Annotated in this window: 24 protein-coding genes and 1 pseudogene; 8 read left to right on the forward strand and 17 right to left on the reverse strand. The window is 61.9% G+C overall.

The genetic code is table 11. From position 1 onward, the window contains the following. From HFO99_RS03425 to HFO99_RS03435, 3 genes are all read right to left on the reverse strand, one after another. Positions 1–945, reverse strand: coding sequence for a carbohydrate ABC transporter permease (locus HFO99_RS03425; RefSeq protein ID WP_222249921.1), 945 nt, complete (start codon positions 943–945; stop codon positions 1–3). Next, a complete protein-coding gene (locus HFO99_RS03430; protein ID WP_017964644.1) occupies positions 938–1,843 on the reverse strand; it encodes a carbohydrate ABC transporter permease in 906 nt (301 codons plus the stop codon). Before HFO99_RS03430 ends, HFO99_RS03425 begins: the two co-directional genes overlap by 8 nt. 182 nt (positions 1,844–2,025) lie before the next feature. After that, positions 2,026–3,261 (reverse strand): ABC transporter substrate-binding protein, encoded by a 1,236-nt coding sequence (locus HFO99_RS03435; RefSeq protein ID WP_222249919.1) that lies wholly within the window; start codon positions 3,259–3,261, stop codon positions 2,026–2,028. A 453-nt stretch (positions 3,262–3,714) separates the two neighbouring features. Here HFO99_RS03435 and HFO99_RS03440 point away from each other — a divergent pair, with 453 nt between their 5' ends. Next, positions 3,715–4,758, forward strand: a complete 1,044-nt coding sequence (locus HFO99_RS03440; protein ID WP_018074623.1) for a LacI family transcriptional regulator — start codon at positions 3,715–3,717, stop codon at positions 4,756–4,758. Between the two features lie 58 nt (positions 4,759–4,816). Here the strand turns inward: HFO99_RS03440 and leuS are convergent, their stop codons facing one another. Both leuS and HFO99_RS33250 read right to left on the reverse strand, forming a co-directional pair. Beyond that, positions 4,817–7,333: a leucine--tRNA ligase gene (gene leuS, locus HFO99_RS03445; protein ID WP_222359297.1), complete on the reverse strand. Its 2,517-nt coding sequence runs from the start codon at positions 7,331–7,333 to the stop codon at positions 4,817–4,819. Between the two features lie 422 nt (positions 7,334–7,755). Further along, positions 7,756–7,890, reverse strand: a complete 135-nt coding sequence (locus HFO99_RS33250) for a hypothetical protein (protein WP_261322979.1) — start codon at positions 7,888–7,890, stop codon at positions 7,756–7,758. A gap of 44 nt (positions 7,891–7,934) precedes the next feature. On the opposite strand from HFO99_RS33250, the gene HFO99_RS03450 reads away from it, so the two are divergent. The 3 genes from HFO99_RS03450 to HFO99_RS03460 are packed head-to-tail and all read left to right on the forward strand — an operon-like array spanning position 7,935 to position 10,221. Beyond that, positions 7,935–8,549, forward strand: a complete 615-nt coding sequence (locus tag HFO99_RS03450) for a C39 family peptidase (RefSeq protein WP_222359299.1) — start codon at positions 7,935–7,937, stop codon at positions 8,547–8,549. Between the two features lie 34 nt (positions 8,550–8,583). Continuing rightward, positions 8,584–9,660, forward strand: coding sequence for a D-alanine--D-alanine ligase family protein (locus tag HFO99_RS03455; protein ID WP_222359300.1), 1,077 nt, complete (start codon positions 8,584–8,586; stop codon positions 9,658–9,660). Positions 9,661–9,675: 15 nt separating this feature from the next. Then, on the forward strand, positions 9,676–10,221 hold the full coding sequence (locus HFO99_RS03460) for an AAA family ATPase (RefSeq protein ID WP_222359302.1): 546 nt from the start codon (positions 9,676–9,678) through the stop codon (positions 10,219–10,221). A gap of 9 nt (positions 10,222–10,230) precedes the next feature. Here HFO99_RS03460 and HFO99_RS03465 read toward each other — a convergent pair whose 3' ends face one another. From HFO99_RS03465 to gndA, 5 genes and pseudogenes are all read right to left on the reverse strand, one after another. Further along, entirely contained in the window at positions 10,231–10,848 is a 618-nt protein-coding gene (locus tag HFO99_RS03465; protein WP_222359304.1) for a class I SAM-dependent methyltransferase, read from the reverse strand. Between the two features lie 165 nt (positions 10,849–11,013). Next, on the reverse strand, positions 11,014–11,523 hold the full coding sequence (locus tag HFO99_RS03470; RefSeq protein WP_222359306.1) for a GNAT family N-acetyltransferase: 510 nt from the start codon (positions 11,521–11,523) through the stop codon (positions 11,014–11,016). 56 nt (positions 11,524–11,579) lie between these two features. Then, complete coding sequence (locus HFO99_RS03475) at positions 11,580–12,074, reverse strand: GNAT family N-acetyltransferase (RefSeq protein WP_222359308.1); 495 nt, start codon at positions 12,072–12,074, stop codon at positions 11,580–11,582. A 13-nt stretch (positions 12,075–12,087) separates the two neighbouring features. Next, positions 12,088–12,844 (reverse strand): annotated as a pseudogene (locus tag HFO99_RS03480) (carbon-nitrogen hydrolase family protein). An 83-nt stretch (positions 12,845–12,927) separates the two neighbouring features. Next, complete coding sequence (gene gndA / locus HFO99_RS03485; RefSeq protein WP_222359310.1) at positions 12,928–14,379, reverse strand: NADP-dependent phosphogluconate dehydrogenase; 1,452 nt, start codon at positions 14,377–14,379, stop codon at positions 12,928–12,930. A 210-nt stretch (positions 14,380–14,589) separates the two neighbouring features. On the opposite strand from gndA, the gene HFO99_RS03490 reads away from it, so the two are divergent. From HFO99_RS03490 to HFO99_RS03500, 3 genes are all read left to right on the forward strand, one after another. Continuing rightward, a complete protein-coding gene (locus HFO99_RS03490; protein WP_222359312.1) occupies positions 14,590–15,384 on the forward strand; it encodes a helix-turn-helix domain-containing protein in 795 nt (264 codons plus the stop codon). Between the two features lie 70 nt (positions 15,385–15,454). Then, entirely contained in the window at positions 15,455–15,853 is a 399-nt protein-coding gene (locus tag HFO99_RS03495) for an SRPBCC family protein (protein ID WP_164578022.1), read from the forward strand. Next, on the forward strand, positions 15,854–16,216 hold the full coding sequence (locus HFO99_RS03500; RefSeq protein ID WP_017964658.1) for a VOC family protein: 363 nt from the start codon (positions 15,854–15,856) through the stop codon (positions 16,214–16,216). A gap of 55 nt (positions 16,217–16,271) precedes the next feature. Here HFO99_RS03500 and HFO99_RS03505 read toward each other — a convergent pair whose 3' ends face one another. The 7 genes from HFO99_RS03505 to HFO99_RS03535 all read right to left on the reverse strand — a co-directional run bounded on the left by HFO99_RS03505 (position 16,272) and on the right by HFO99_RS03535 (position 22,742). Then, positions 16,272–16,988 (reverse strand): PAS domain-containing protein, encoded by a 717-nt coding sequence (locus HFO99_RS03505; protein ID WP_222359314.1) that lies wholly within the window; start codon positions 16,986–16,988, stop codon positions 16,272–16,274. 260 nt (positions 16,989–17,248) lie between these two features. Next, positions 17,249–18,184 (reverse strand): lipid A biosynthesis lauroyl acyltransferase, encoded by a 936-nt coding sequence (locus tag HFO99_RS03510; RefSeq protein ID WP_222359316.1) that lies wholly within the window; start codon positions 18,182–18,184, stop codon positions 17,249–17,251. 4 nt (positions 18,185–18,188) lie between these two features. Then, positions 18,189–19,217: a zinc-binding dehydrogenase gene (locus HFO99_RS03515; protein ID WP_222359318.1), complete on the reverse strand. Its 1,029-nt coding sequence runs from the start codon at positions 19,215–19,217 to the stop codon at positions 18,189–18,191. Between the two features lie 58 nt (positions 19,218–19,275). After that, a complete protein-coding gene (locus HFO99_RS03520) occupies positions 19,276–20,562 on the reverse strand; it encodes a beta-ketoacyl-ACP synthase (protein ID WP_017964662.1) in 1,287 nt (428 codons plus the stop codon). Positions 20,563–20,574: 12 nt separating this feature from the next. After that, positions 20,575–21,780, reverse strand: coding sequence for a beta-ketoacyl-ACP synthase (locus HFO99_RS03525; RefSeq protein WP_222336068.1), 1,206 nt, complete (start codon positions 21,778–21,780; stop codon positions 20,575–20,577). Further along, entirely contained in the window at positions 21,777–22,259 is a 483-nt protein-coding gene (locus tag HFO99_RS03530) for a 3-hydroxyacyl-ACP dehydratase FabZ family protein (protein ID WP_222359320.1), read from the reverse strand. Before HFO99_RS03530 ends, HFO99_RS03525 begins: the two co-directional genes overlap by 4 nt. A 204-nt stretch (positions 22,260–22,463) precedes the next feature. Continuing rightward, on the reverse strand, positions 22,464–22,742 hold the full coding sequence (locus HFO99_RS03535; protein WP_003540486.1) for an acyl carrier protein: 279 nt from the start codon (positions 22,740–22,742) through the stop codon (positions 22,464–22,466). 437 nt (positions 22,743–23,179) lie between these two features. Between HFO99_RS03535 and HFO99_RS03540 the strand changes: the two genes are divergently transcribed. Continuing rightward, positions 23,180–23,902, forward strand: coding sequence for a Crp/Fnr family transcriptional regulator (locus tag HFO99_RS03540; protein WP_222359321.1), 723 nt, complete (start codon positions 23,180–23,182; stop codon positions 23,900–23,902). The last annotated feature ends 14 nt before the right edge of the window (positions 23,903–23,916 follow it).

The raw sequence follows: 23,916 nt of genomic DNA on the forward strand, positions 1-23,916 counted from the left end.
TCAACCCTTCACTGCGCCGGCGGCGATGCCGCGGACGAAAAGCCGTCCCGACACGAAGTAGACGATGAGCGGCACGAGACCCGTCAGGATCGTTGCCGCCATGTTGACGTTGTATTCCTTCACGCCCTGGACGGAATTGACGATGTTGTTGAGCTGCACGGTCATCGGATAGGTATCCGGCCGGGTGAAGACCACGCCGAACAGGAAGTCGTTCCAGATGCCGGTCACCTGCAGGATCATCGCGACCACGAAGATCGGCAGCGACATCGGCAGCATGATCCGCAGGAAGATCTGCCAGAAGCCCGCCCCGTCGACACGCGCCGCCTTGAACAGTTCCTCCGGCAGCGACACGAAATAATTGCGGAAGAGCAGCGTCAGGATCGGCATGCCGAAGATCGAATGCACGATGACGAGGCCGGTCAGCGTGCCGTAGATGCCGATTTCGCGCAGGATGATGACTATCGGATAGATCATTACCTGATAGGGAATAAATGCCCCGATGATGAGGATCGAGAAGAAAAGCTCAGAGCCTCTGAAGCGCCAGTTTGCCAGCGCGTAGCCGTTCACCGAGGCGATCGCGATCGAGATGATGACCGACGGCACCGTGATGCGTACCGAATTCCAGAAACCGCGCGACAGGCCATCGCAGTTGAGCCCGGTACAGGCCTGCGCCCAGGCTTTCACCCAGGGTTCGAAGGTGACCTCCACCGGCGGCGAAAAGATGTTGCCGAGCCGGATTTCCGGCATGCCCTTCAGCGAAGTCACCACCATCACATAGAGCGGCAGCAGGTAGTAAAGCGCTGCGACGATCAGCGTGCCGTAGAGCATGATGTTGCGCCCCGACAGTGCCGGGCGTGGCCGGGGGCCGCTGGGGCCTTCGCCGAGTTTAGCCCCGACGGCGTCGATGGCGGCAGCGGTGGTGTTGAGAGTTCCTACTTCAGCCACGCTTGCGCCCTCCGCCGAATTCCAGATAGGCCCACGGAACGATGATGATCGCGACTGTGACGAGCATCATGGTCGAGGCAGCAAAGCCCTGCCCCAGGTTCTGCGCCTGGAACATGTAGTCGTAGACATATTTCGCCGGCACTTCCGAAGAAATGCCCGGTCCGCCCGATGTCTGCGCCACCACGAGGTCGTAGACCTTGACGATGCCGGAGGCGATGATCACGATCGTGGTGATAAAGACCGGCCGCATCATCGGGATCACGATGAAGAGATAGGTCCTCCACATCGGAATGCCGTCCACGCGCGCCGCTTTCCAGATGTCCTCGTCGATCCCACGCAGGCCGGCAAGCATTAGGCACATGACGAGACCCGTTCCCTGCCACAGCGCCGCGATCAGAATGCCGTAGATGACGATTTCAGGCGTATAGAGCGGATTGAAGGTGAAACTCGTCCACCCGATCGAGCGCACCACCGCCTGAATGCCGAAATCGGGGTTCAGAACCCATTGCCAGACGAGGCCCGTCACGATGAAGGACAGTGCGAAGGGATAGAGAAAGATGGTGCGGAAGGTGTTTTCGAAGCGGATTTTCTGGTCCATCAGCGCGGCGAGCATGAAACCGATGACCAGGCTGAAGATCAGCGAGAGGATGCCGTAGACAGCCAGATTCTCGATCGCCGTCACCCAGCGGGGTGCCGCCCAGAGGCGCTGGTACTGATCGAAGCCGACAAAGCTCAACCGCGGAAGGAGCTTGGAATTGGTGAAAGAATAAAAGACCGTCCAAAACGTGCCGCCGACAAAGATCACCAGCGCTGTCAGGATCATCGGGATAGACGCAATCTTGGCATTCAGATTGCGCAGTAACTTGTTTGGCCGGCCTGCTCGCGCTTGACCCGTCATAAACACTTCTCCTCAATCGCACTGCGACAACTAACAGAACGGCAAGGCGCCGCCTGTCGTCTCCACCTCTGAAACCTGCTGAAGATACCAGAGAGACGCCGCCGCCCGCCGGACCATCACCGACCGTTCGGAACGATCCGGCCCCGATGGGAGCCGGACCGCGAGGGCAACGAATCTGCTGATCAGTCAGCAGAAGCGATGATCCCGGCGAAACGCTTCTGAGCGTCTTCCGGCGTCATCGATGGATTGGCGAAGAATTCGGAGAAAAGGTCTTCCTTCTGCTTCTGGCTGTCGGCCGAAAGCAGCTGGTCGGTGCCTTGGATCACGTTGCCCTTGGCCAGGATGTCGAGACCCTTCTTCATGCAGTCGTTGGCGGCGGCGAGATCGACGTCGCTGCGAACAGGCAGCGAACCCTTCTTCAGGTTAAAGGCAACCTGGGTCTTGGGATCGAGCAGGGTCTTGGCAAGCACCGCCTGCGCCTTGGACTTTTCTTCGTCCTTCAGCAGCGGGAAGTAGAAGGCATCGCCGCCGGTCGAGATGATCTCGTTCACGCCGAGGCCCGGCAGGCAAGTATAGTCGGTACCGGCCTTCTGACCGGCGAGCGCGAACTCACCCTGTGCCCAGTCGCCCATGATCTGGCCGCCGGCCTTGCCTGTGATGACAAGGTTGGTGGCCTGGTTCCAATCCTGGACGTTGCTGCCTTTGGCCATGCGCCGAGCGTCGTCGGCCGCCTTGAACACCTTGGCGATTTCAGGACCGGCGGCAACTTCTGCATCCTTGTCCTTGAAGACTTTGTTGAAGGTATCCTTGCCGGCGACCGCAACCATCAGCACGTCGAAAGCGCCTGTCGCCTGCCACGGCTGACCGCCGACGGCCAGCGGAATGATGCCGGCCTTTTCGAGAGCCGGAGCCGCAGCGACAAACTCATCCCAGTTCTTCGGAACTTCGACGCCGGCCTTCTTGAAGGCGGCGTTCGAAAGCCACAACCACTGCCAGGAGTGGATGTTGACGGGAGCGCAGTAGATCTTGCCGTCGATGGTGCAGGAATCGAGCAGGCTCGACGGACGAATGATATCCTTCCAGTGCTCGGCAGTCGCCACATCGGTCAGGTCGCGCATCAGGCCGGCCTGAACGAGTTCCTCGGCCTGGCGGCCATGGTTGAACTGAGTGGCGCCCATCGGATCGCCGCCGGTGATGCGGCTGATCATGATCGGACGGGCAGTGCCGCCGGAACCGGCGATAGCACCGTCGACCCAGTGGTTGCCGGTGGCGTCGAATGCCTTTGCCAGCTCGGCGACGGCAGCGGATTCACCGCCCGAAGTCCACCAGTGCGTGACTTCGAGATCGGTGGCGTTGGCGGCGCCGAACGGAAGCGCGACCGAGGCGGCAAGCACGGCCGCCAATATACGGATTTTCATGAGTTCTCCTCCCTCACTGAAACGTTGCCGGAAAAACTTAGATCAATCGATTTCTCCACGCAACTACCTGCAGGCAAATTTTTCCGCGATGACGGGAATTGCTACTTCTGCCTGTTTCCATCAGAGGCGTCGGATCCCCTGAAGCGATATTCAGTCGGCCGTTCTCGCAAATGCGTTTTCAATTTATCTGTTTGAATTTACATCATAATTTTACATGAAAAATTCAGCCGAGCGATTTGGCCTCTTCGCAATTGCAAAAAAACAGAGCACGAATTGCCGATTCAACCTATGCGTATGATGCTGCAATGCACACAACAAAAACCGCTCGACATTTCTACTGTATCGTTACAGATTGCATTCTTCAGGGAGGTGCGATTTTGGCATGCGGCGGGCTTACGACGCTGGAAAAAGCCTCTATAAGCGACACCAATTCGCGCAGGACGGCCTAAAGGGATGGAAAACAAGGGAAATTTCGGGAACGCGGCATCGACGCCGGCAGCGCGCGAGCGCCCGACGTTGAAGACGATCGCCTTCATGACCGGCCTTGGCGTGACGACGGTGTCGCGCGCGCTGAAGGATGCGCCGGATATTGGGGCGGAAACCAAGGAGCGCGTGCGCATGGTCGCCCGCCAACTCGGCTACCAGCCGAACAGGGCAGGTGTGCGCCTGCGCACCGGCAAGACCAACGTCATCGCCCTCGTTCTCAGCATCGACGAGGAGATCATGGGCTTCTCGAGCCAGATGGTCTTCGGCATTTCCGAGGTGCTATCCGGCACGCCCTATCATATCGTCATCACGCCGCATTCCCACAGCAAGGACCCGATGCTGCCGGTGCGCTATATCCTCGATACCGGTTCGGCCGACGGCGTCATCATCTCCCGCATCGAGCCGGACGATCCGCGCGTGCGGCTGCTGAGCGAGCGCGGCATGCCCTTTGCCACGCATGGGCGCACCGATGCGGGTCTCACGCACCCCTTCCACGATTTCGACAACGAGGCCTTTGCCCACCAGGCCGTGGAAAAGCTGGTCAAGCGCGGCCGGCGCCGCATCGCCCTGCTGCAACCGCCAAGCAAGCTCACCTACTACGCCCATATCCGCATCGGCTTCCAGACCGGCCTGCATGATTACGGCGCCGAGGAAGTGCCGTTGCGCGTCAACACCGACGCACCGCTCGCCGACATCCGCGACATCGTCGAGGTGATGATGCGCTCGGCCAACGCCCCCGACGGCATCGTCTGTTCGGCCGGCAGTGCTGCAATCGCCGTCAATGCCGGCATCGAAGCCGCCGGCAAGGCGCTCGGCCGCGATCTCGACATGGTCTCCAAGCAATCGGTTCCGATCCTGAACTGGATCCGCCCCGAGATCATCACTGCCCAGGAAGACGTGCGCCAAGCCGGCCGCGAAATGGCCAAAGCCGTCATCGCCCGCATCGACGGCGTCGAACCGGAACTGCTGCAGAGCGTAAGCCAGCCGACCTGGCCGGAGAGCGGCAGGTAGGCAGTCGGTTGGGGGAACGGATCGTCGGGCCCAAATCCCGGCGATCGGCTTTGGATCATCACAGGTCGTCGACGACGAAATTCACCAGTCGCCCCGGGACCAGAACTTCCTTGACCACCGTTTTGCCGTCGAGCAAGGCCATGACGGAAGGTTCGGATCGCGCCGCTGCAAGCAGCGCCTCGCCGAGATCGGCGGCGGCTTCGAAGCGGTGGCGAACCTTGCCGTTGATCTGCACGACATATTCGCGGGTCTCCATCTCGATCATTGCAGGATCGAAGGTGGGCCAGGAAACCCATGTCAGTGTTTCCCCGTGACCAACCTTGCTCCATAACTCCTCCGCGATGTGAGGCGCAAAGGGTGCGAGCAACAGCACGAATGTCTCCACCACTTCGCGCGGACGCACTGCTTCCGCCGTCAGTGCGTTGGCCAGTTCCATCAGCCGGGAAACCGCGGTATTGAACCGAATTGCTTCGATATCCGCCGTCACGGTCTTCACCGTCTGGTGGCGCAAGCGCAGAAGCTGCGGGCTGGGGGCCGCCTCCAGCACCAGTGGAGAGAGGCCGTCGCTCTCGTCGCAGACAATACGCCAGGCACGCTCCAGAAACCGACGCACGCCGATCACGCCAGCGGTCTGCCAGGGTTTTGCCGCGTCCAGAGGTCCCATGAACATCTCGTACAGGCGCAAGGCGTCGGCCCCGAACTGATGGACGACATCGTCGGGGTTAACAACGTTCAGCCGGGACTTCGACATCTTCTCGACGGCACGCTGCACTTCGACCGTCTCAGCGAACCATCTGCCCTCCTCTTCGACGACGGAAGACGGCGCGCAATACCTGCCCGCCGCATCGCGGTAGGAATGAGCAAGGATCATGCCTTGGTTGAACAACCGCTGGAACGGCTCTTCCGTCGAAACGACGCCGATGTCGTAGAGCACCTTATGCCAGAAGCGGGCATAGAGCAGATGCAGTACCGCGTGCTCGGCGCCGCCGACATAGAGATCGACCGGCATCCAATAGCGCTCGGCCTCGCGCCCGACGGGTTCGCTGGTGTTCTCCGGATCGAGGAACCTGAGATAATACCAGCAGGAGCCCGCCCATTGCGGCATCGTGTTGGTCTCCCGCCGTGCCGGAATGTCGGTGCCCGGCACGATCGTTTCGACCCAGGCCTGCGCACGGGCAAGCGGCGGTTCGCCATCCGGCGTCGGAGCGTAGTCGTCCAGTTCAGGCGGCAGCAGCGGCAGGCATTCCTCGGGCAGCGGCATCACCGAGCCATCTGCCAGATGCAGCACCGGGATCGGCTCACCCCAGTAGCGCTGGCGGGAAAACAGCCAGTCGCGCAGGCGATACGTGACCTTCGGCCAGCCCGCGCCGTTCGCCTGCAGCCAGGTGATGATGGCGGATCTCGCCTCCGGCGAGCCCAGGCCACTCAGGAAGCCGGAGTTGACCATCGCCCCCTCACCCTCAAACGCCGCCTTTTCAATATCATCCTCGCTGTCGATCACGCGAATGATCGGCAGCTCATGCGCATGGGCAAAAGCGTGGTCGCGCGCGTCATGAGCCGGCACCGCCATCAGGGCGCCGGTGCCGTAGCCAGCCAGCACGTAATCGGCCACCCAAACCGGCAGCCGGGCTCCGTTGGCAGGGTTGATCGCATAGGCGCCGGTGAAGACGCCCGTCTTCTCGCGCCCGGCATCGGCCCGCGCCGTCTCTTCCAATCCTTCAGCCTCGGCAATATAGGCGGCCACCGCCTCGCGCATTTCCGGCTCGACGATGGCGGCAACTGCAGGATGCTCCGGCGCGAGCACGATATAGCTTCCTCCGAAAAGGGTCTCGGGGCGCGTCGTGAAAACGGTAGTGACCTCTTTGCCGTGCTCGAGCGGAAACCGGATTTCGGCGCCTTCGGAGCGTCCGATCCAGTTGCGCTGCATGGCTTTCAGGCTTTCGGGCCAGTCGAGGCCGTCCAGTCCCTGCAGCAGCCGATCGGCATAGGCCGTGATGCGCAGCATCCACTGGCGCATCCTGCGCCGAATGACGGGATCACCGGTCTCGACATAACGCCCGTCCTTGACCTCCTCGTCGGCAAGCACTGCGTTCTGTACCGGGCACCAGTTGACCGCGACCTCGGCCTGATAGGCGAGGCCCGTCTCGAACAGCTTCAGGAATATCCACTGCGTCCAGCGCACATAGGCGGGGTCGGTCGTGGCAAACTCGCGGCTCCAGTCATAGGAGAAACCCAGCCTCTGCACCTGCCCGCGAAACGTCTCGATATTACGCTTCGTCATGATATCGGGATGCACACCAGTCCGCATCGCGTGGCGCTCCGCCGGCAGGCCGAAACTGTCCCATCCCATCGGATGCAAGACATTGAAGCCGCGCATGCGTTTGTAGCGGCACATGATATCAGTGGCCGTATAGCCGAGAGGATGGCCTACATGCAGGCCCGCACCGGACGGATATGGGAACATGTCGAGTGCGTAGAATTTCGGTCTGGCCGGATCGATTTCCGCTCGGAAGATATAGTGGTCGGCCCAATGGGCCTGCCACTTCGGTTCGATCTTTGTGGGATCATATGGCATCAATTACTCCTCGCGCCGACCGGCTTTTGCGGCGGCGTGTCCTGAAAAATGGAGGCGTTCTTTGGTTCAGGAGCAGCTACGGCTGCCGGTGCTCCGGTGACGTCTGGCAGCCGCGGCTAAGTCGAAATCCGCGCGGAGTTGCGGCACGGAATCTCAGTACCGCCTGCAGGACGGAAAAGGCACAATATGGCTTGGGAAACGATCTGATGTCCATGGATGGTAACTCAGGCAAATAAACGGAAAGCAAACGACAGCGTCGACCCGGCTCCGATCAGGAGGCCGTGGTGATAAGTCGTGCACCGCTTCCGCGGGCAATTGGTGCTTGAGTTGCCATGGTCATAGGCCAAGAGTGCCCGATATGATCGCTTATGCCAAGAGAGTATTCGCACGAAAAGCTCCGATCAGATCCCCCAGCGCGTTCCTTACCAGCTGATCGACACCGCCGAGATCTTCGGGTGGCGGCCCTCGCCGTGCCATGTCACGGCATGGATACCGCGATAGGCGGTCGCCAGCGGCTTAACGACCAGGGCGTGCCGCATCGGTTCGAAAAAAGCCAAGATTGCCCGCCATCTCAGAAACGAGCCACGGGGGATTCGACAGGATGCAGCAGAGCGGCGTGCCCTATTTCAGCCAATGGGAAACACCCGGTATGACACTGCCGGTGCTTGCCGAGGGATCGCAGGCGCTGCTTGGCGATCCGCTCTGGCGCCATTCGGGAGCCGCGACGATCGAGGAATATGCGCGCTGGGCGGTCAATGTCTGCGGCATGGCCTGCCTGAAGATGATCCTTGCCGCCCGCGGCGAGATCCATCCGACTCTCGAGCTTGCCCGCGCCTGCACTGCCTATGGCGGTTATGTCGTCAACGAGATCGACGCCTCGATCAAGGGGCTGATTTACGCGCCCTTCGTCCGCTTCGCCGCCGAGCGCTTCGGACTTAGCGCGGAGACGATCACCTGCGTCAAGACGCCAGCCATTCCCGAGCTTCTGTTGAAGCGCCGGTTCTTCATCGCCTCGGTGAACTCGGGCATCCGCTGGCCGGAGCGCGAGCCGCCGTCGAAGGGCGGACACTTGGTGCTGGTGACGGCAGCCAGCGACGAGACAATCCGCTTTCACAACCCGTCCGGTCATGACGAAGCGAGCCAGGCCGATGTGACGCTGCCGCTTGCCATCTTCGACCGTTTCTTCGCCAATCGCGGCATATCGGTCGACGCCTGACCCTTTTCAACACCAGATCGTTTCGGAGGCTTTCATGACCCCATCCCCAAACAGGCTGCGCATTGCCGTGCTCTTCGGCGGCCGCTCGGCCGAGCACGAAGTTTCCGTGCTCTCGGCAACCAATGTCATGGGCGCGCTCAAGCCCGAAAAATACGACGCCATCCCTGTTTTCACCAACCGAAAGGGGCAATGGCTGCTGAGCAGTTTCGAGGACGGCGTGCTGGCGACGCCTTCATCAGGCATGGAAATCTGCCTGGTGCCAGGTGGGCGCGGCCGGGTGCTGGCGATCCCAACTCATGGCACGCCCTATGAGTTGGCGCAGATCGACATCCTGTTTCCCATGCTGCACGGCCAGCATGGCGAGGACGGATCGGTACAGGGCGCGGCGGAGGTGGCCCGCGTTCCACTCGCCGGTTGCGGCATCCTCGGCTCCGCCGCAGCGCTCGACAAGGACATCGCCAAACGCTTGCTAAGGGCGGCGGGCCTGCCGGTGGCGCGCGCGGTGACGATCCATGAGGGTGCCGCCCCTTCACTGGCAGCCTTGGAAGGCGAGCTCGGCCTGCCGCTCTTCATCAAGCCTGCGCGCCAGGGATCGTCGGTCGGCGTTGCCAAGGTCCATGCCAGCCAGGAATTAGCGCCCGCCCTTGCTGAGGCCTTCCGCCACGATCGCACGCTGCTCGCCGAGGAATTCGTGCGCGGCCGTGAGATCGAATTCAGCGTCTTGGAAGATGCCGCAGGAGAACTCTTCGTCTCCCGGCCGGGCGAGATCGTGCCGACCGAAAGCCACGGCTTTTATAGTTACGATGCCAAATATATTGACGAGAAAGGTGCGGCGCTGAAGGTGCCGGCAGAACTGCCGCAGGAGGTCGAGACCGCCATGCGCGACGTAGCCGCAAGAGCCTTCAGGGCGGTCGGCTGCGATGGCATGGCCCGCATTGACTTCTTCCTGACCGACGACATGCAGTTCCTCGTCAATGAAATCAATACCATCCCCGGCTTCACCGATATCAGCATGTATTCCAAAGCGATGGCGGCAAGTGGCGTCACCTACGCCGAAATCATCGACCGCCTGGTGGACCACGGCCTGGCGCGCGCCCGACGGTCCGCCTGAGACCGGAGCTTGATCATGAACAGATCGGTCTTGATTTCCGGATGTTCCGGCGGCGGAAAATCGACGCTGCTTCAGGAGCTTGCCGCCCGCGGTCATGCTGTCGTCGAAGAGCCCGGCCGACGGATCGTCAAGCAGGAACTCGAGGGCGACGGCGCAGCCCTACCCTGGGTCGACATGGTGGCCTTCGCTCGTCGCGCAATTGAGATGGCGATCGCCGATCACGCGGCGGCGCCTGAGCAGTCCAGTTGGACGTTTTTCGATCGCGGGCTGATCGATGCGGCGGCAACGCTGCAGCACCTGACCGGAGAACCGGTCCTGGAAAAATTGAGCGCCGCCCACCGCTATCACCCGAGGATTTTTCTCACGCCGCCATGGCCCGAAATTTACACGACCGACCCCGAGCGGCGCCATGGCTTCGACGAGGCGGTCGCCGAATATGATCGACTTGCCGCCGTCTATCCCATGCTCGGCTACGACGTCGTGATGCTGCCGAAAATCGCGGTCGCCGACCGGGCGGATTTCATCCTCGACTGCCTCTCTCGGGAACCGAGGCAGCAGTAGACGAGATCGTTAGCGCCTGCGAAAGACGCACCACTGGAACGACTGCCGGCCGCCGCCGGGTGTCGTGTGTTCCTCCCGCCAGTCACGCTGAAGCACGAAGGTGGACGAGAATTCGGTCGCAAGCGCCACCGCGTCGTAACGCTGGACCGGCAAGCCGCTGCACCGTTCCGGCCCGTCCGGCGCGAAGGTCGCGATGATCACGACGCTGCCCGGCGCCGTGCCGGTTTCGAGTGCGCGGCGATAGGCCAGCCGCTGCTCTGGTTCGGTGAGGAAGTGAAAGACAGCGCGGTCGTGCCACACATCGTAATGGCGGTCGGGCTGCCACGACGTGACGTCGGCAACCACCCAGGCGATGCGGACGGCTTCATCCCGCAGCCGCGCCTTGGCGACCTCGAGCGCCGCCGCGGCGATGTCAAGGACGGTGAGGTCGGACCACCCGCGCTCAACAAGACGGTCGGCCAGGTTTGATGCGCCGCCACCCACATCGATCAGCGAGGCCGTGACCGGCAGTTGCAGCTCGTCAAGCGCCCATAAGGAAGGCTTAGGTGTCGGCTGATACCAGCTGACACTGTCGGCAGATTTCGTGCGGTAGACCTCGTCCCAGTGTTCCTGTTTCCCGCCTGTCATCCGATATCCCCATCTCTTGCCGAGCCCGATATCCTACAGCGCCAAGCGTCGTTTCAGACGCGCAAAGGACGCTGTAGCGCTTTCAAGTATGCAGTAGCTGATCAACATGTAAGAACTGAGACGTCTGCAACCAATCGCAGTGCGCCCAAGACCATGTTCCGCGTTTCAGGACGCGAGGTGACGGTAAACGAGATCGGCAGGCTCTGTTCGGGGTGCTGCGGGATCGAGACGCGCGCCCAGCCGCTCCGCAACGCCAACGGATGCGGCATTGCCGGGAGCGATATAGCTGACGAGCGACGGCAATTTGAGCGTCGCGAAGGCCCAGTTGCGTAGCGCGAACGCCGCTTCGGTCGCATAACCTCTACCCTCGTATCCCTCGTAGACGAACCAGCCCAGTTCCTTTTCGGGAAAGAGCGGTCCGTGATTGATCCCCACCTGGCCGACGCATTCGCCGGTTTCGCCAAGCTCTATCATCAGCGCTCCGTGCCCGAAAAGCTGCCAGAGCGCGACGTCGTGACAGAACATCCCCCACGCCGCGTGCAGATCGAACGGGCCACCCATTCCGACAGATCGCGGCGACGCCATGATCTCAGCATAGGCGGCGAAATCGCCGATATCAGGCATGCGGAGCTTGAGACGCTCGGTTCGAATGGTCATCGCGCCCGCTTCGGACATGTCGTCGCCTTCCCGGTTAGGTTGGTTTTGAAGTTTCGGCCGTTGAACGGAATATTCTAGCTTTCAAATGCCGGAGCGAATTGCAACGTCCCGCTTGGCGAAGGTCCGCGAAAGACAATCCGCTGCACGAGCGACGTATCGAGGTCGAGATACTTCAGTTGTCCATCGCTGCTGAAACCGACACGGTGGTAGATCTCGGGATTACCGATCAGGGCGCATCCGCTGGCGCCCATCCCCTTCAGCAGTTCGAGACCCCTTGTGATCAGCACCTTGCCGATCCCCTGCCGCTGTCTCTCCGGCTTGACCGAGATTGGACCCAATCCGAACCAGCCTTCATGCATGCCGTTGATCGTCACCGGCGAAAACGCGACATGCCCGAGAATCTCGCCATCCTGCTCGGCGACCAGCGATATCTTGAGATCGCCCGCCGCGCGAAGCCTTCGGACAATCTCCGCTTCCGTACCGTCGCTGTAGGGCATCAGCCTGAAGGCGGTCGAGGTCAGATCATGGATCGCATCGATATCATCAGGCGTTTCGTCTCGGATAAGCATCTCAGTCAATTCCTCAAGCGCGATAGCTCACAGGTGCTATGCAGGGAAAGTCGAAGACCAGCAAGCCGGGCTCCTCCAGCGGCAGCTGCGCCACGACCTGCCCCTCTGGGCTCAGCACGGCGGGCGGTCCCCAGGCGATACGCCCGTCGCGTTCACCGGTTACGTCGGACGATATCAGCCACAGGCCTGTCTCGCGGCATCTTTCACCTCGAACGGCATTATGCAGCTGCTTGAATATTTCCGCCTTTTCCCGTGGCATCATGTTGTTAGACAGGCATAGGATCAGCGACGCGCCAGATGCGGCGACCTTTGCCGCTGCTTCCGGAAAATTGGTCGTAGCAGATGTTGATCCCGAAGCGCAGGGCACCGATCGCAAAGAGCGGACTGTCCTTTCCTGCCTCGAAAGCCCCTTCGCCGCGCAGCAGGTGGGTTTTCCGGTAGCGGCCGAGGAGAACGCCGCGCTCGACGACAACGGCGGTGTTGAACAATCGCCCGCCATCGATCTCGATCAGCCCTACGACCAGCACCGGTCCCGACTTCGGCAATCGATCGAGGACCGCCGCGAACTCGGCCGATGCCAGATCGAGGGCAACGCGCCGCGCTGATGGTTCATCGGTCAAGTAGCCCTGGAGAAAACCTTCGGGAAAGACCAGCAGGGCAACACCCTCAGCTTCGGCACGAGCGGCGATCCCGCAGGCATAATCCAGTGCCGCCTCGACATTCTCCCGAAACTCCGGCGCCTGGGCGGCGGCTATCCGAATGCTATTCACCGTGATCTCCGGGTTCTCGGCCGCGGCATCTCAGCAAAAGGCCCGGCACTGTGGCCGGGCCTCTCCTTGAAAATCGGTAAACCTCAGAAGGTCGACGCACCGCTGCCCCAGGGGCCGTGGTGGAAATCCTTGCCGTCCAGCCGGTCGAAGCCGTGGGCGCCGAAGAAGTCGCGCTGTGCCTGGATGAGGTTTGCCGTTCCCCTGCCCTGGCGATAGGCGTCGAAATAGGTCAGCGCCGAGGTCAGCGCCGGAACCGGCAGGCCAGCGGCAATCGCGGCGCCGGCGACGCGGCGCAGCGCCGGGATCGATTCCTTGACCATGTCGGAGAAGGCAGGCGTGACGATCAGGTTGGCAGCGTCAGGCGCCTTGGTGAAGGCCGAGGTGATCTCGTCGAGGAACTGCGAGCGGATGATGCAGCCGGCGCGCCAGATCCGGGCGATGGTCGGCATCGGAAGCGACCAGTTGAACTCGCGCGAAGCTTCCGCCATCACCGCGAAGCCCTGCGCATAGGCACCGATCTTGGCGGCAAACAACGCCAGTTCCAGATCCTTGTTCAGCGCGGGGCCGTAAGCGATCGGGAAGGACACAGCCTGCGTGCCGAAGATCTTTTCGGCGGCTTCGCGCTGCGACTTCATCGAGGAGAGGCTGCGGGCGGCGACCGCGGCTTCGATCGCCGTTGCCGGAATACCCATGTTCTGCGCCTCGATCGCCGACCACTTGCCGGTACCCTTCTGGCCGGCCTTGTCGAGGATCATGTCGACCATCGGTCCGCCGGAGACCGGATCGGTGGCCGCAAGCACCTTCTCGGAGATTTCGATCAGGTAGGAGTTCAGCCGGCCCTTGTTCCATTCGCCGAAGATGCCGGAGATTTCGGAGGCGCTCTTGCCGAGGCCGTCGCGCAGGATGCCGTAGATTTCGGCGATCATCTGCATGTCTGCATATTCGATGCCGTTGTGGATGGTCTTGACGAAATGGCCGGCGCCGTCATTGCCAAGCCAGGCGACGCAGGGCTCGTCATTGTAGCGGGCGGCAATCGAGGTCAGCACCTTCTCGACGCGCCTCCAGGACTCTTCGGTGCCGCCGACCATGATTGACGGGCCATGGCGCGCACCTTCTTCGCCGCCGGAAACACCCATGCCGATGAAGGTCAGATCGGTATTCTTCAGCCGGTCGAAGCGGGCGACGGTGTCGCGGAAATTGGCGTTGCCGGCATCGATCATGATGTCGCCCTTGGAGAGATGCGGGCGCAGCAGCTCCATCTGCTGGTCGACGGGCTCGCCCGCCTTGATCATGATGATGATCGGACGCGGTGGCCGGATCGCATCGACGAACTCTTCGATGGTTTTGCAGGGAATAATCTGCTTCTTCAGATCGCCGGCGCTTTCGTAGAATTCGTCGGTTTTCTCCGGCGTGCGGTTGAACACCGCGATTTTATTGCCTTTCTCCGCGATGTTGAGCGCCAGGTTGGAGCCCATGACCGCAAGGCCGATCAGTCCGATTTCTGCCTTTTCCACGACAAACCTCCGATGTGTCATTTGGACCGGTGTTGTGGCACTGTCTCGGTCAAACGGCAAGTCTCGCAAGGGTCTAATCGGTTCGCAAAAGCCAATGAAATGAGGCTTGCAATATCCCCGCTTGTCCGACAACCCACCAGCTGCCGCTTAATGCGAAGCCGCAAGTTTTTCGCGCGTCCCGCCCGCAATGCCCTATCTCATGGTATCATCAGTGCCTCGGGAGATATCGCATTGGCATTGGGAAAACGAAAAGAGACGGCTCTCCTGGCGGCCCGCGCCGGCTGCTATCGTGAGTCTATGCCGCCGCCGACGCTGCGACGCCATTTCAGCCGCCTCTGGTCGCATGCGCTCCATGACGGACCGCCGGCAATGGTGGCGATCGTGCCGGACGGTTATTGCGATCTCCTCTGGATCGACGGCCGGCTCGTTGTCGCCGGTCCCGACAGGACGGCGGCCTTTCCCGTCATTCGGCCGGGCGCGACTGTCATAGGCGCACGTTTTGCGCCCGGCGCCGCAGCATCCTGGCTGAAGACGCCGCTCTCTGCGCTGGTCGGCTGCTCGGTACGCCTCGATGACATCGGCCGGAAGGACACTGCCGAATTCGAGGCGCGGCTTGCGGATTGTCCCGACCCCTCAGCCGCCACGGCGCTGTTTGGCCGCTTGCTCGAAGAGGCCGCGCGCCATGAGGAAGAGCCCGCCCGAGAGGCTGCCGTGATCTTCGCCGCCGCCAACAGCGGTCGCCCGGCATCCGGCCTGCTCGACAGGCTCGGCACGAGCGAAAGGCAGCTGCGCCGCCGCTGCCACCACCATTTCGGCTATGGCGCAAAGACGCTGGAACGGATCCGCCGGTTCCAGGGTTTCCTCGACATCTGCCGCAGGTCGGACACGATGCCGCTTGCCCGCCTTGCGCTCGAAGCGGGCTTTGCCGACCAGCCCCACATGACGCGCGAGGTCGGCGAACTCTCGACGCTGACGCCCGCGGTCATTCTCGACCAGCTCAGCATGCGGCGGCAAAGAGCCGACTGACCGTTTTGTTCAAGACGCTGCCGGCAGGTCTGTTATTCTGACGAAACCAAATGACAGGGACCTGCAGCCGATGACGACAATGCCCGCGAAAATCATCCACCTGTCGATCGAGCGCGACTGGCGCGACGTCTATGATTTCGCCGGCAAACCGGAGAACATGCCGCTCTGGGCTTCCGGCCTTGCGACCGGCCTCGAACCGCACGGCGCCGACTGGATTGCCCACGGCACTCTTGGCAGCGTCAAGGTGAGCTTCGTGCCTGCCAATGAATTCGGCGTGATCGACCATACGGTAACGATCGAATCCGGCCTCAGGGTTTATAATGCCTTGCGCATCGTGCCGAACGGCGATGGCTGCGAGGTCATGTTCACGCTGCTGCGTCTGCCCGGCATGACCGACGCGCAGTTTTCCGCCGATGCCGCCCATGTCGAGAAGGATCTCGCCATGCTGAAAGCCCTGATGGAGAGATAGATGGCCGAGAAGACAGAAAACCACGATCGCCGTATCGACTATGTCGAATTCAACGTCGCCGACATCGCTGCCGCCAAAGCCTTTTACGGCTCGGCCTTCGGCTGGCGTTTCACCGATTACGGCCCGAACTATTGCGAATTCGACGATGGCCGGCTGAAGGGAGGCTTTACCGATTTCGGACCGGTGCGAACGGGGGGCGGCCCGCTGGTCGTCGTCTATGCCAATGATCTGGAAGAAGTGCTGACCTCAGTCGAAAGAGCCGGCGGCACGATCTGCAGGCCGATCACCGATTTCCCCGGCGGCCGTCGCTTCCACTTCCTCGACCGCGACGGTTACGAGCTCGCCGTCTGGGCGGCTGCCTAACCAGACTGTCTAAGGCAGCCGAGTTGGTCAGGCTGCCTTAGGCCGCCGACCGGGATCAGGCAGCCTGCGACAGCCGATCGAGATCTTCCATGACGAGCACGGCGCCGATCACCGTGCCGCCCGCATCGCGCAGCGGCGACATGCGACAGCGCACCTGCCGCGACCCGCCGCTGCCGTTTGGGCGCTCATAGGTATAGTCGATCTGGTCACCGGCAAAACAGGCGTCGAGCTTGTGCTTGGCGCATTCGGCAAACCGCTCCTCGCCGATGAACTCGGAAAGGTGGCGGCCGATGAGCTCCATCGGCTTCCTGTTGAGATGGGCGCTGTTGGCCGGATTGGAATAGAGGTAGCGATAGTCCCTGGTCAGCACCGCCACGCGATCCGGCAGGCTTTCGAGGATTACCGCGTTGAGGAACTGGCCATTGTCGGTATCAGGCACATAGGCGGGCGGCGGCTCGATGCGCACATCCTGCGGCGAAGGCACGCGCCAGTCCGGCCCATGCGCCCCGAAATAGCGGTCGAGCAGATAGGAAAGCACCGACGTGTGCTCCGTAACGCTGGCGCTGTCGTCGGCATCCTGGCTAATCAGGTGGCTCACAAACTGCAGTTGCATGTAGACTTCGAGCAGATTGACTGCCCTGCAGGCGAGGATTGCCTCGACCAGCGGCTCGACATGGCGGTCGAGCGCCGTGACGCGCTGGTCGTCGCCCAAGCGTATGGCTACCTCGATTTGCACGCAACGCAAGGAAAAAGCTCGAAAAAGCTCCAGCAAGACGCCACCACTCCCATTGTCCCAAGAGACGAGTCCGAAACCTCACATGGCTGCATTTCCCAAAAATGCGCCTTCCGGTAGACATTATTCGCGTCTTGGTGGTGACGGGTAACATGAAGTGCCCTCAGTTTCAACCCGAGAGCACCTGCCGCTTTTCACCGCTGATAAATGAGGGTGGACGTTTTTGCAGCATGATGCCGAAAGTGTGAGCGGTTTTCGCGCGACATCACGCTCCAACTATTATTTTAGATCATCCTATTCTAAGGCGCGAGCGTCTGTTTGATCTGCCAGCGGTCGTGATACCAGAGCCACTGTTCCGGATATTCCCGCACCCAGCTTTCCACCTTGTCGTTGAGCAGCTGGGCCGCGGCCGGCAGGTCGAGATTGCCTTTAGCGTCGCGCGGCATGTCCAGCCGCGGCTCGATTTCCAGCCGGTAGCGATTTCCGGGCAGACGGATGCAGCGCGCCGGATAGACCTCGCAGTCGAACTGGCGCACCAACTTCGGCAGCAGAGGATTGGTCTTGACCTCGCGTCCGAAGAAGGTGCCCTTCAGCCCTTTCCGGAATTTCTGGTCGACCAGCACGCCCACGCCCTGTCCTGCTTCGAGCTGACGGGCAAGCGCGAAGGAGGAGCCGGCATGCGACGGCACCAGCCTGCCCATGCGGGCGCTTCTGAAGTCGAACACCTTCCTGGCGACATAAGGATTGTTCGGCGGCCGAAAGAGCACGGTCACGGTGAGCCCGAAGGCGGCACCCGCCACCGGAAGCAGCTCGAAATTGGCGGTATGGCCGGTAAAGACGATGAAGGGGCGCGGATTGTCGCGCAGGTCGAGGAAGATCGGGACGCCCGAAACCTCCACCCTGCCCGGCTCCGACTTTTCGGGATCATAGTCGAACAGCTGGTCGAGGAAGACGTATTCGGCCGCAAGCCGGCCCATATTGCCCCAGCTGGCGAGCGCGATCTCCCCGATCTCGGCCTCGCTCTTCTCAGGGAAGGCATTGCGCAGATTGGTCAGCATCAGTCTGTGGCGGCTGGTCAGCCGGCCGAGGCGGCGCATCATCCTGTCGGCGAAGCGGATCGCGCCATCGGCCGGAAACAGCTTCAGGAAATTCAGGAAGCCGAACATCACCTGAGCCACCAGCCATTGCTGGAAATTCCTGAGCGCCAGAACGATCCGGGTGATGAACAGCTTCACGCGGTCAATCCATCTTCAGGATGATCTTGCCGAAGATCTGGCGCGATTCCATCCGCTCCAGCGCCCGATCGATATCGCTGAAGCTGACCTCGGTATCGATGACGGGATGGACGAGCCCGCGGCCCATCTTCTGCATCGCATCCGCCATGTTCTCCATGCGGCAGCCGAAGGAGCCGAAGAGCTTCAGCTGCTGCTGGAACAGCATCATCAGGTTCATCTCTGTGGAAACACCCGAGGTCGAGCCGCAGGTGACGAGGCGTCCGCCGCGCTTCATGCAGAGCATCGAGCCTGCCCAGGTGTCCTTGCCGACATGTTCGAAGACGACGTCGACGCCCTTCTTCTTGGTGAGTTTGCGCACCACGCCTTCGAAACGCTCGGTGCGGTAGTTGATGACGTGATCGGCGCCGAGCGCCTTTGCCTTTTCGATCTTGTCGTCCGAACCGACCGTGGTGATGACGGTGCACCCGATCTTCTTGGCAAGCTGGATCGCAGCCGTGCCGATGCCGGAGCCGCCGGCATGGACGAGGATCGTTTCACCCGGCTCAAGCTTGGCGTTGTCGAACAGCATGTGCTCGACCGTGCCGAAAGTGACCGGAGCAAGCGCCGCGCCGATCGCATCGACACCGGGAGGGGCAGGCACCAATAGGCGCGCCGGCAGGTTGACCTTCTCCTGCGCAAAGCCGTCGAGATGGAAGCCGTGCACGCCGGAGACATGTTCGCAGAGATTGTCGCGGCCTTCGCGGCAGGGGCGGCAGAGGCCACAGGTGCGCGCGCCATAGATCGCCACCAGCTGGCCGGGCAGCACGTTCGCCACGCCGGGTCCGATCGCTTCGACAACGCCGGAAGCTTCCGCACCGATAACCAGCGGCATCTTGCGCTTGGCAAACGCCATGCCGCGCCAGCCCCAGACGTCGATATGGTTGAGCGCCACCGCCTTGACGCGCAGTGTCACCTCGCCGGCACCAGGAGCGTCCGGTTCCGGCAGATCGGTGATCTCAAGCTTGCGGTCGTCGATCAGTTGCAAAGCGCGCATGGCAATATCCTTCGCCTTGAAAGGCGTTCTTCTTGTCATAAAAATTGTCGGGAACCGCTTAAGCCGGTTCGAGCGCCATGACAAGGCTGGCATTCTGCCCGCCGAAGCCGAAGGAGTTGGAAAGCACCGCTGAAACCTGAGCTTCCCGCTTCTTGTTCGGCACGACATCGAGAACGATCGACGGATCGGGGTTGTTGTAGTTGATGGTTGGCGGCAGCGTTCCGGTCAACATCGTCTGCAGCGAGAACACCGCCTCGACGGCGCCCGCCGCCGTCAGAGTGTGGCCGATCATCGACTTGTTCGACGAAACCGGAATGCCGACGATCCGTTCGCCGAAGACGGCCGACATCGCCCCATATTCCATTTTGTCGTTCTCCGGCGTCGAGGTGCCGTGCGCATTGATGTAGCCGATGCCGCTCTCGTCGATGCCGGCATCGGCAAGCGCCGCGCGGATCGTTGCGATCGCCGGGCCACCATCGGGCGAGGACCGGGTGCGGTGGAAGCTGTCGGCTTTGTCGCCGGCGCCCTTCATGATGCCGAGTACCTTGGCGCCGCGGGCGACTGCTGATTCCAGCGATTCCAGCACCAGGGTCGCCGCACCTTCGGCGATGACGAAGCCGTCACGATCCTTGCTGAATGGCTTGGAAGCCTTGGTCGGCGGATCGTTCTGCGTCGAAAGGGCTGAGAGCAGCGAGAAGCGGATCAGCGCTTCGGCACTAAGCGACCCGTCGGTCGCGACCGTCAGCGCGCGATCCGTGCGGCCCTGGCGGATTGCCTCGATGCCGAGCTGGATCGCCGTGACGCCGGAGGCGCAGGCGGTCGACAGCGTGACGGGCAGGCCGCGGGTGCCGAACCGGTCGGCAAGGCGCTCGGAAATCGCGCCGAACAGGGCTGCTTCATGGAAGGCCGGGTCCGGACGCTGGCGCAGCGCCGTCAGGAAGCGCTCGTAGGCGTCACCCGGATGGTCGGAGGCCGGCGAACGATCGGCAAGTTCGAAGCGCGCGCTCCACTCTGGCTCGATCGGCGGAGCGGCGAGGAATAGCGGGCCATTGAAATCGCCGGAAAGGCCGGCATCGGCGAGCGCCTCGATCGTCGTTTCGCGGGCAAAGGCATAGGAGCGCTCGACGGCGTTCGGCACCGGAATTCCGATGAAATCGACGGTGCCGGCGATCCGCGTAGACAGGCCCTCGGTCGGGAAGCGGTTGATCTCGTGGATGCCGGACGTGCCTGACGAAAGCGCTGCCCAGTTGTCGCTGAGGCCCTGGCCGAGCGAGGTGATGATGCCCATGCCGGTAACAGCCACGATCGGCCGGCCGAGGTGATCTCTATAAACGGAAGCTGTCATATCTCTCACTCCTCACGCATCTGCGGAAAGAACGGCAACGCCCTCGCCGCGCTGGTGTCCGACCGTGGTCACGACGGCGGCGGTGGCGCCTGCCCGCATCGGCGCCTCATGGGCGGCATCGAAAGGTGGAACCTTGGCCTTGCCATCGACGGCTAGGGCTGCGAGCGCCAGACCCAGCGTGAACTGCGTCTCGATCGTGTGGCCGGTAACGCCGCCGAAGCCACGGATCGCAACGTCCGGCAATTGATGTTCGAGCACCGCCCGCTCGCGGGCGGCCAGATCGTGCATGCCGGTCGATCCGGAAAAGATCGCCGTGCTCTCAGTGGCAAGCCCGGCAGCCGGTGCCAAAAGCCGCTCCAGCCGGACTTCGAGATTGCCGGAATTGCGGTTGCCGCGATCACCCTCGACCGCGTCTATGACGGCATAGATATGGGCGCCGCGGGCGCTAGCATGTTTGCGCGATTCGAGCACCAGGAAGGCGCCTGCCGAACCGGTGATCATGCCGCCGCCGTCGCTCGACTTGCGCGACCAGAGCGGCACCCAGTCGCCGCGCGCATGGGCGCCGATCGCCTCGGTGAGCAGGATCATGTCCGGCCGTTCGGCCGCGAAGGCGCCTCCAACAAGCGCATGCGAGGATTCGCCTGACTTGATACGGTAAAAGGCGGTCTCGACGGCGGATATGCCGGCTGCTTCCTCGCCCATGAAGGTGCGCGACGAGCCGGTAACCTTGTGCACGATCGAGATATTGCCGGCGAGCAGGTTGGAAAGCTGGGCGAGGAACAACGTCGGCCTCAGCTCGGTCGTCAGCTTCTCGTTGAGCAGCAATTCGCGGTCATTGCGCTTCAGCGCCTCATCGACGATCAGTGTGTCGACATTGATATCGCGCTCGCCGCCGCCGGCTGCCACGATCATGTCCATCGTGCCGCAGGCCTCGATATCGTCCTTGAAGCCGGCATCGTCGAGCGCTAGGCCGGCGGCGAAAACGCCGATGCGCTGCCAGTTCTCCATCTGGCGCTGGTCGCCGCGTTTGGCAATCTGCTGCGACCAGTCGATCTCGGGTAGCGAATGCACCGGATAGGGCTTGAACTTTTCGGTCTCGACGATCGCTTTCGGCGCACTGGCAGCCGAAAGCAGCGCGATATGCGCATCCTTGCCGACGCCCTGACAGGTGACGATGCCGATGCCCGAGATGACGACGTCGTTTGCAGCCTTGCTCATCCAATCACTCCCTGCGCCGCGATCGCTTCGAGAAGCCCGATCTCGCCGGCACGTTTCTTCACGATGTCGCCGAGCGGCACCTCGGAAAACGGCATGGTGCGCAGTTTCAGCTGCGCATCGCAGACCTTCTTGCCGCCGCTGGTGATCTTAGCCTTGGTGACTGCGAAACCAGAACCGTCATGCTCGAGCACCGCCTCGATGTCGAGCACGGCTTCCGGTTCGACGAATGTGCGCATCTTGGCGCCGTCGACTGTCATCAGGAAGGGCATGGCGGCAAAATTGGTGACGGCAAGCACCAGCATGCCGGAGGCCTGCGCCATGGTCTCGATCAGCAGCACGCCGGGAACGAGCGGCAGGCCGGGAAAATGACCCTCGAAGACGGGGCTCTTGGCCGGCACGACGGATCGCGCCTTAAGCGTGCCCTTCTTCAGGTCCACCGCTTCGACGCGGTCAATCATCTGGAAATATTCCAGCAGCATTCGGATCCTCCGGCCCGACAGGCCAGATCCGCCCGCCGGTGACGCCTAAAGCGCGTCTGGTTCGCACTTTAGGTCTTTGTTTTTATGCATGCCGTTGTCCCAAAACCGCTGCGCACTTTTGGGCGGCATGCACTAGTTAGGAACGAAACCGCCCGGCCGCCATATTCAGGGCGGCAGGGCGTTCAAAAAAGACGGTAATGTCGCTCAGGCCTTGGCTGCTTTGAGCTCGTCGATCTTGGCGCAGAGATTCTTCAGCACGAAGTATTCTTCGGTGGAAACCTTGCCTTCGTTGACTTCCTGCGTCCACTTTTCGAGCGGGATCTTGATGCCGAATTCCTTGTCGATCGCAAAGACGATGTCGAGGAAATCAAGGCTGTCGATACCGAGGTCGTCGATCGTATGGCTCTCCGGCGTGATCGTCGCGCGGTCGATCTCGCTGGTTTCTGCAATAATGTCGGCAACTTTATCGAATGTAGCGGTCACGCGCTGTACCTCATGAAATGACGATTTAAACCCCCTCATAGGCAAATCCATTTCAAAAGCCAATGCTTTCGTCCCGGCGTTGCGGCAATTTGCCGGCTGGTGTTGCCTAAACAGCAATGGAATGCCGGCATTTGCCATCACCAGGGCGCGAGGCGATGCCGCTTTAGAAAGCCCGCCCCGCCGACGGGGCGAAGAAGCCGTCCGAATCATAGCCGCGGACGGTCTGGGGTCGACGCAGGCGCTTCAACAACAGCAATGGCACGGAAACTTTGATCTGGATCAAATCGCGATCCCGGCGAAATTGATAATGATCAAGCCGCGCTGGAAGAAATCGGGATAGCCGAACCCGCAATCGCGGCGTAATCGTCTAGGGTATACCCAACATGCCGGCATGCGCAGCTACGCCCGGCATGCGCGGATTTCGAAGGAATCACGATATGGACGTTGCACGCAGTGAGGTTCTTGACGCCGGCACTCTCGTCGCCTGTCGTTCCTGCCAGGCGCGGCACGGCGTCGTCTGCGGCGCCTTGTCCAGCAGCCAGCTCCGGGAGCTCGGCCGCCACTCGCTGCGCCGCACGGTCGACGCCGGCAGCGAGATCATCGCTCAAGGGGCGGAAAGCTCTTTTTATTCGAACATCATGCGCGGGGTGGTGAAGCTCTGCAAGGTGATGCCGGACGGGCGCCAGCAAATCGTCGGCCTGCAATTCGCCCCCGATTTCGTCGGCAGGCCATTCGTGCGCGAAAGCACGCTGTCGGCCGAGGCTGCGACCGATGCTGAAATCTGCGTCTTCCCGCGCAACCTGCTCGACCGGATGATATCGGAGGCGCCGGAACTGCAGCGCAGACTGCACGATCAGGCGCTAAAGGAGCTGGACGCCGCGCGCGAATGGATGCTGACCCTCGGCCGGCGCACCGCAGGCGAGAAAGTCGCAAGCCTGCTTTACCTGATCGCCACACACGCCGAACCGCAGACCGCCACGAGCACCGATTTCGAACTGCCGCTGTCCCGCGCCGAGATCGCCGATTTTCTCGGGATGACGATCGAAACCGTCAGCCGCCAGATGACCAGGCTGCGCAAGAGCGGCGTCATTCGCATCGAGAACTTCCGACATATCATCGTGCCCGACATGGATGAGCTGGAGCGAATGATCAGCGCATAGAGCGGAATCAACTG

This window comes from Rhizobium leguminosarum (assembly GCF_019798305.1).
Lineage (GTDB): Bacteria > Pseudomonadota > Alphaproteobacteria > Rhizobiales > Rhizobiaceae > Rhizobium > Rhizobium leguminosarum_U.

What these genes read in the sequence shown, in the direction of transcription:
- leuS (WP_222359297.1), bottom strand. Translation starts at nt 7,333, where the DNA reads ATGCCATATGATCCCACAAAGATCGAACCGAAGTGGCAGGCCCATTGG.
- HFO99_RS03460 (WP_222359302.1), top strand. Translation starts at nt 9,676, where the DNA reads ATGAACAGATCGGTCTTGATTTCCGGATGTTCCGGCGGCGGAAAATCG.
- HFO99_RS03500 (WP_017964658.1), top strand. Translation starts at nt 15,854, where the DNA reads ATGGCCGAGAAGACAGAAAACCACGATCGCCGTATCGACTATGTCGAA.
- HFO99_RS03435 (WP_222249919.1), bottom strand. Translation starts at nt 3,261, where the DNA reads ATGAAAATCCGTATATTGGCGGCCGTGCTTGCCGCCTCGGTCGCGCTT.
- HFO99_RS03440 (WP_018074623.1), top strand. Translation starts at nt 3,715, where the DNA reads ATGGAAAACAAGGGAAATTTCGGGAACGCGGCATCGACGCCGGCAGCG.
- HFO99_RS03540 (WP_222359321.1), top strand. Translation starts at nt 23,180, where the DNA reads ATGGACGTTGCACGCAGTGAGGTTCTTGACGCCGGCACTCTCGTCGCC.
- HFO99_RS03495 (WP_164578022.1), top strand. Translation starts at nt 15,455, where the DNA reads ATGACGACAATGCCCGCGAAAATCATCCACCTGTCGATCGAGCGCGAC.
- HFO99_RS03465 (WP_222359304.1), bottom strand. Translation starts at nt 10,848, where the DNA reads ATGACAGGCGGGAAACAGGAACACTGGGACGAGGTCTACCGCACGAAA.
- HFO99_RS03455 (WP_222359300.1), top strand. Translation starts at nt 8,584, where the DNA reads ATGACCCCATCCCCAAACAGGCTGCGCATTGCCGTGCTCTTCGGCGGC.
- HFO99_RS03430 (WP_017964644.1), bottom strand. Translation starts at nt 1,843, where the DNA reads ATGACGGGTCAAGCGCGAGCAGGCCGGCCAAACAAGTTACTGCGCAAT.
- HFO99_RS03530 (WP_222359320.1), bottom strand. Translation starts at nt 22,259, where the DNA reads ATGCTGCTGGAATATTTCCAGATGATTGACCGCGTCGAAGCGGTGGAC.
- HFO99_RS03475 (WP_222359308.1), bottom strand. Translation starts at nt 12,074, where the DNA reads ATGCTTATCCGAGACGAAACGCCTGATGATATCGATGCGATCCATGAT.
- HFO99_RS03450 (WP_222359299.1), top strand. Translation starts at nt 7,935, where the DNA reads ATGCAGCAGAGCGGCGTGCCCTATTTCAGCCAATGGGAAACACCCGGT.
- HFO99_RS03525 (WP_222336068.1), bottom strand. Translation starts at nt 21,780, where the DNA reads ATGAGCAAGGCTGCAAACGACGTCGTCATCTCGGGCATCGGCATCGTC.
- HFO99_RS03470 (WP_222359306.1), bottom strand. Translation starts at nt 11,523, where the DNA reads ATGTCCGAAGCGGGCGCGATGACCATTCGAACCGAGCGTCTCAAGCTC.
- HFO99_RS03520 (WP_017964662.1), bottom strand. Translation starts at nt 20,562, where the DNA reads ATGACAGCTTCCGTTTATAGAGATCACCTCGGCCGGCCGATCGTGGCT.
- HFO99_RS03515 (WP_222359318.1), bottom strand. Translation starts at nt 19,217, where the DNA reads ATGCGCGCTTTGCAACTGATCGACGACCGCAAGCTTGAGATCACCGAT.
- gndA (WP_222359310.1), bottom strand. Translation starts at nt 14,379, where the DNA reads ATGACACATCGGAGGTTTGTCGTGGAAAAGGCAGAAATCGGACTGATC.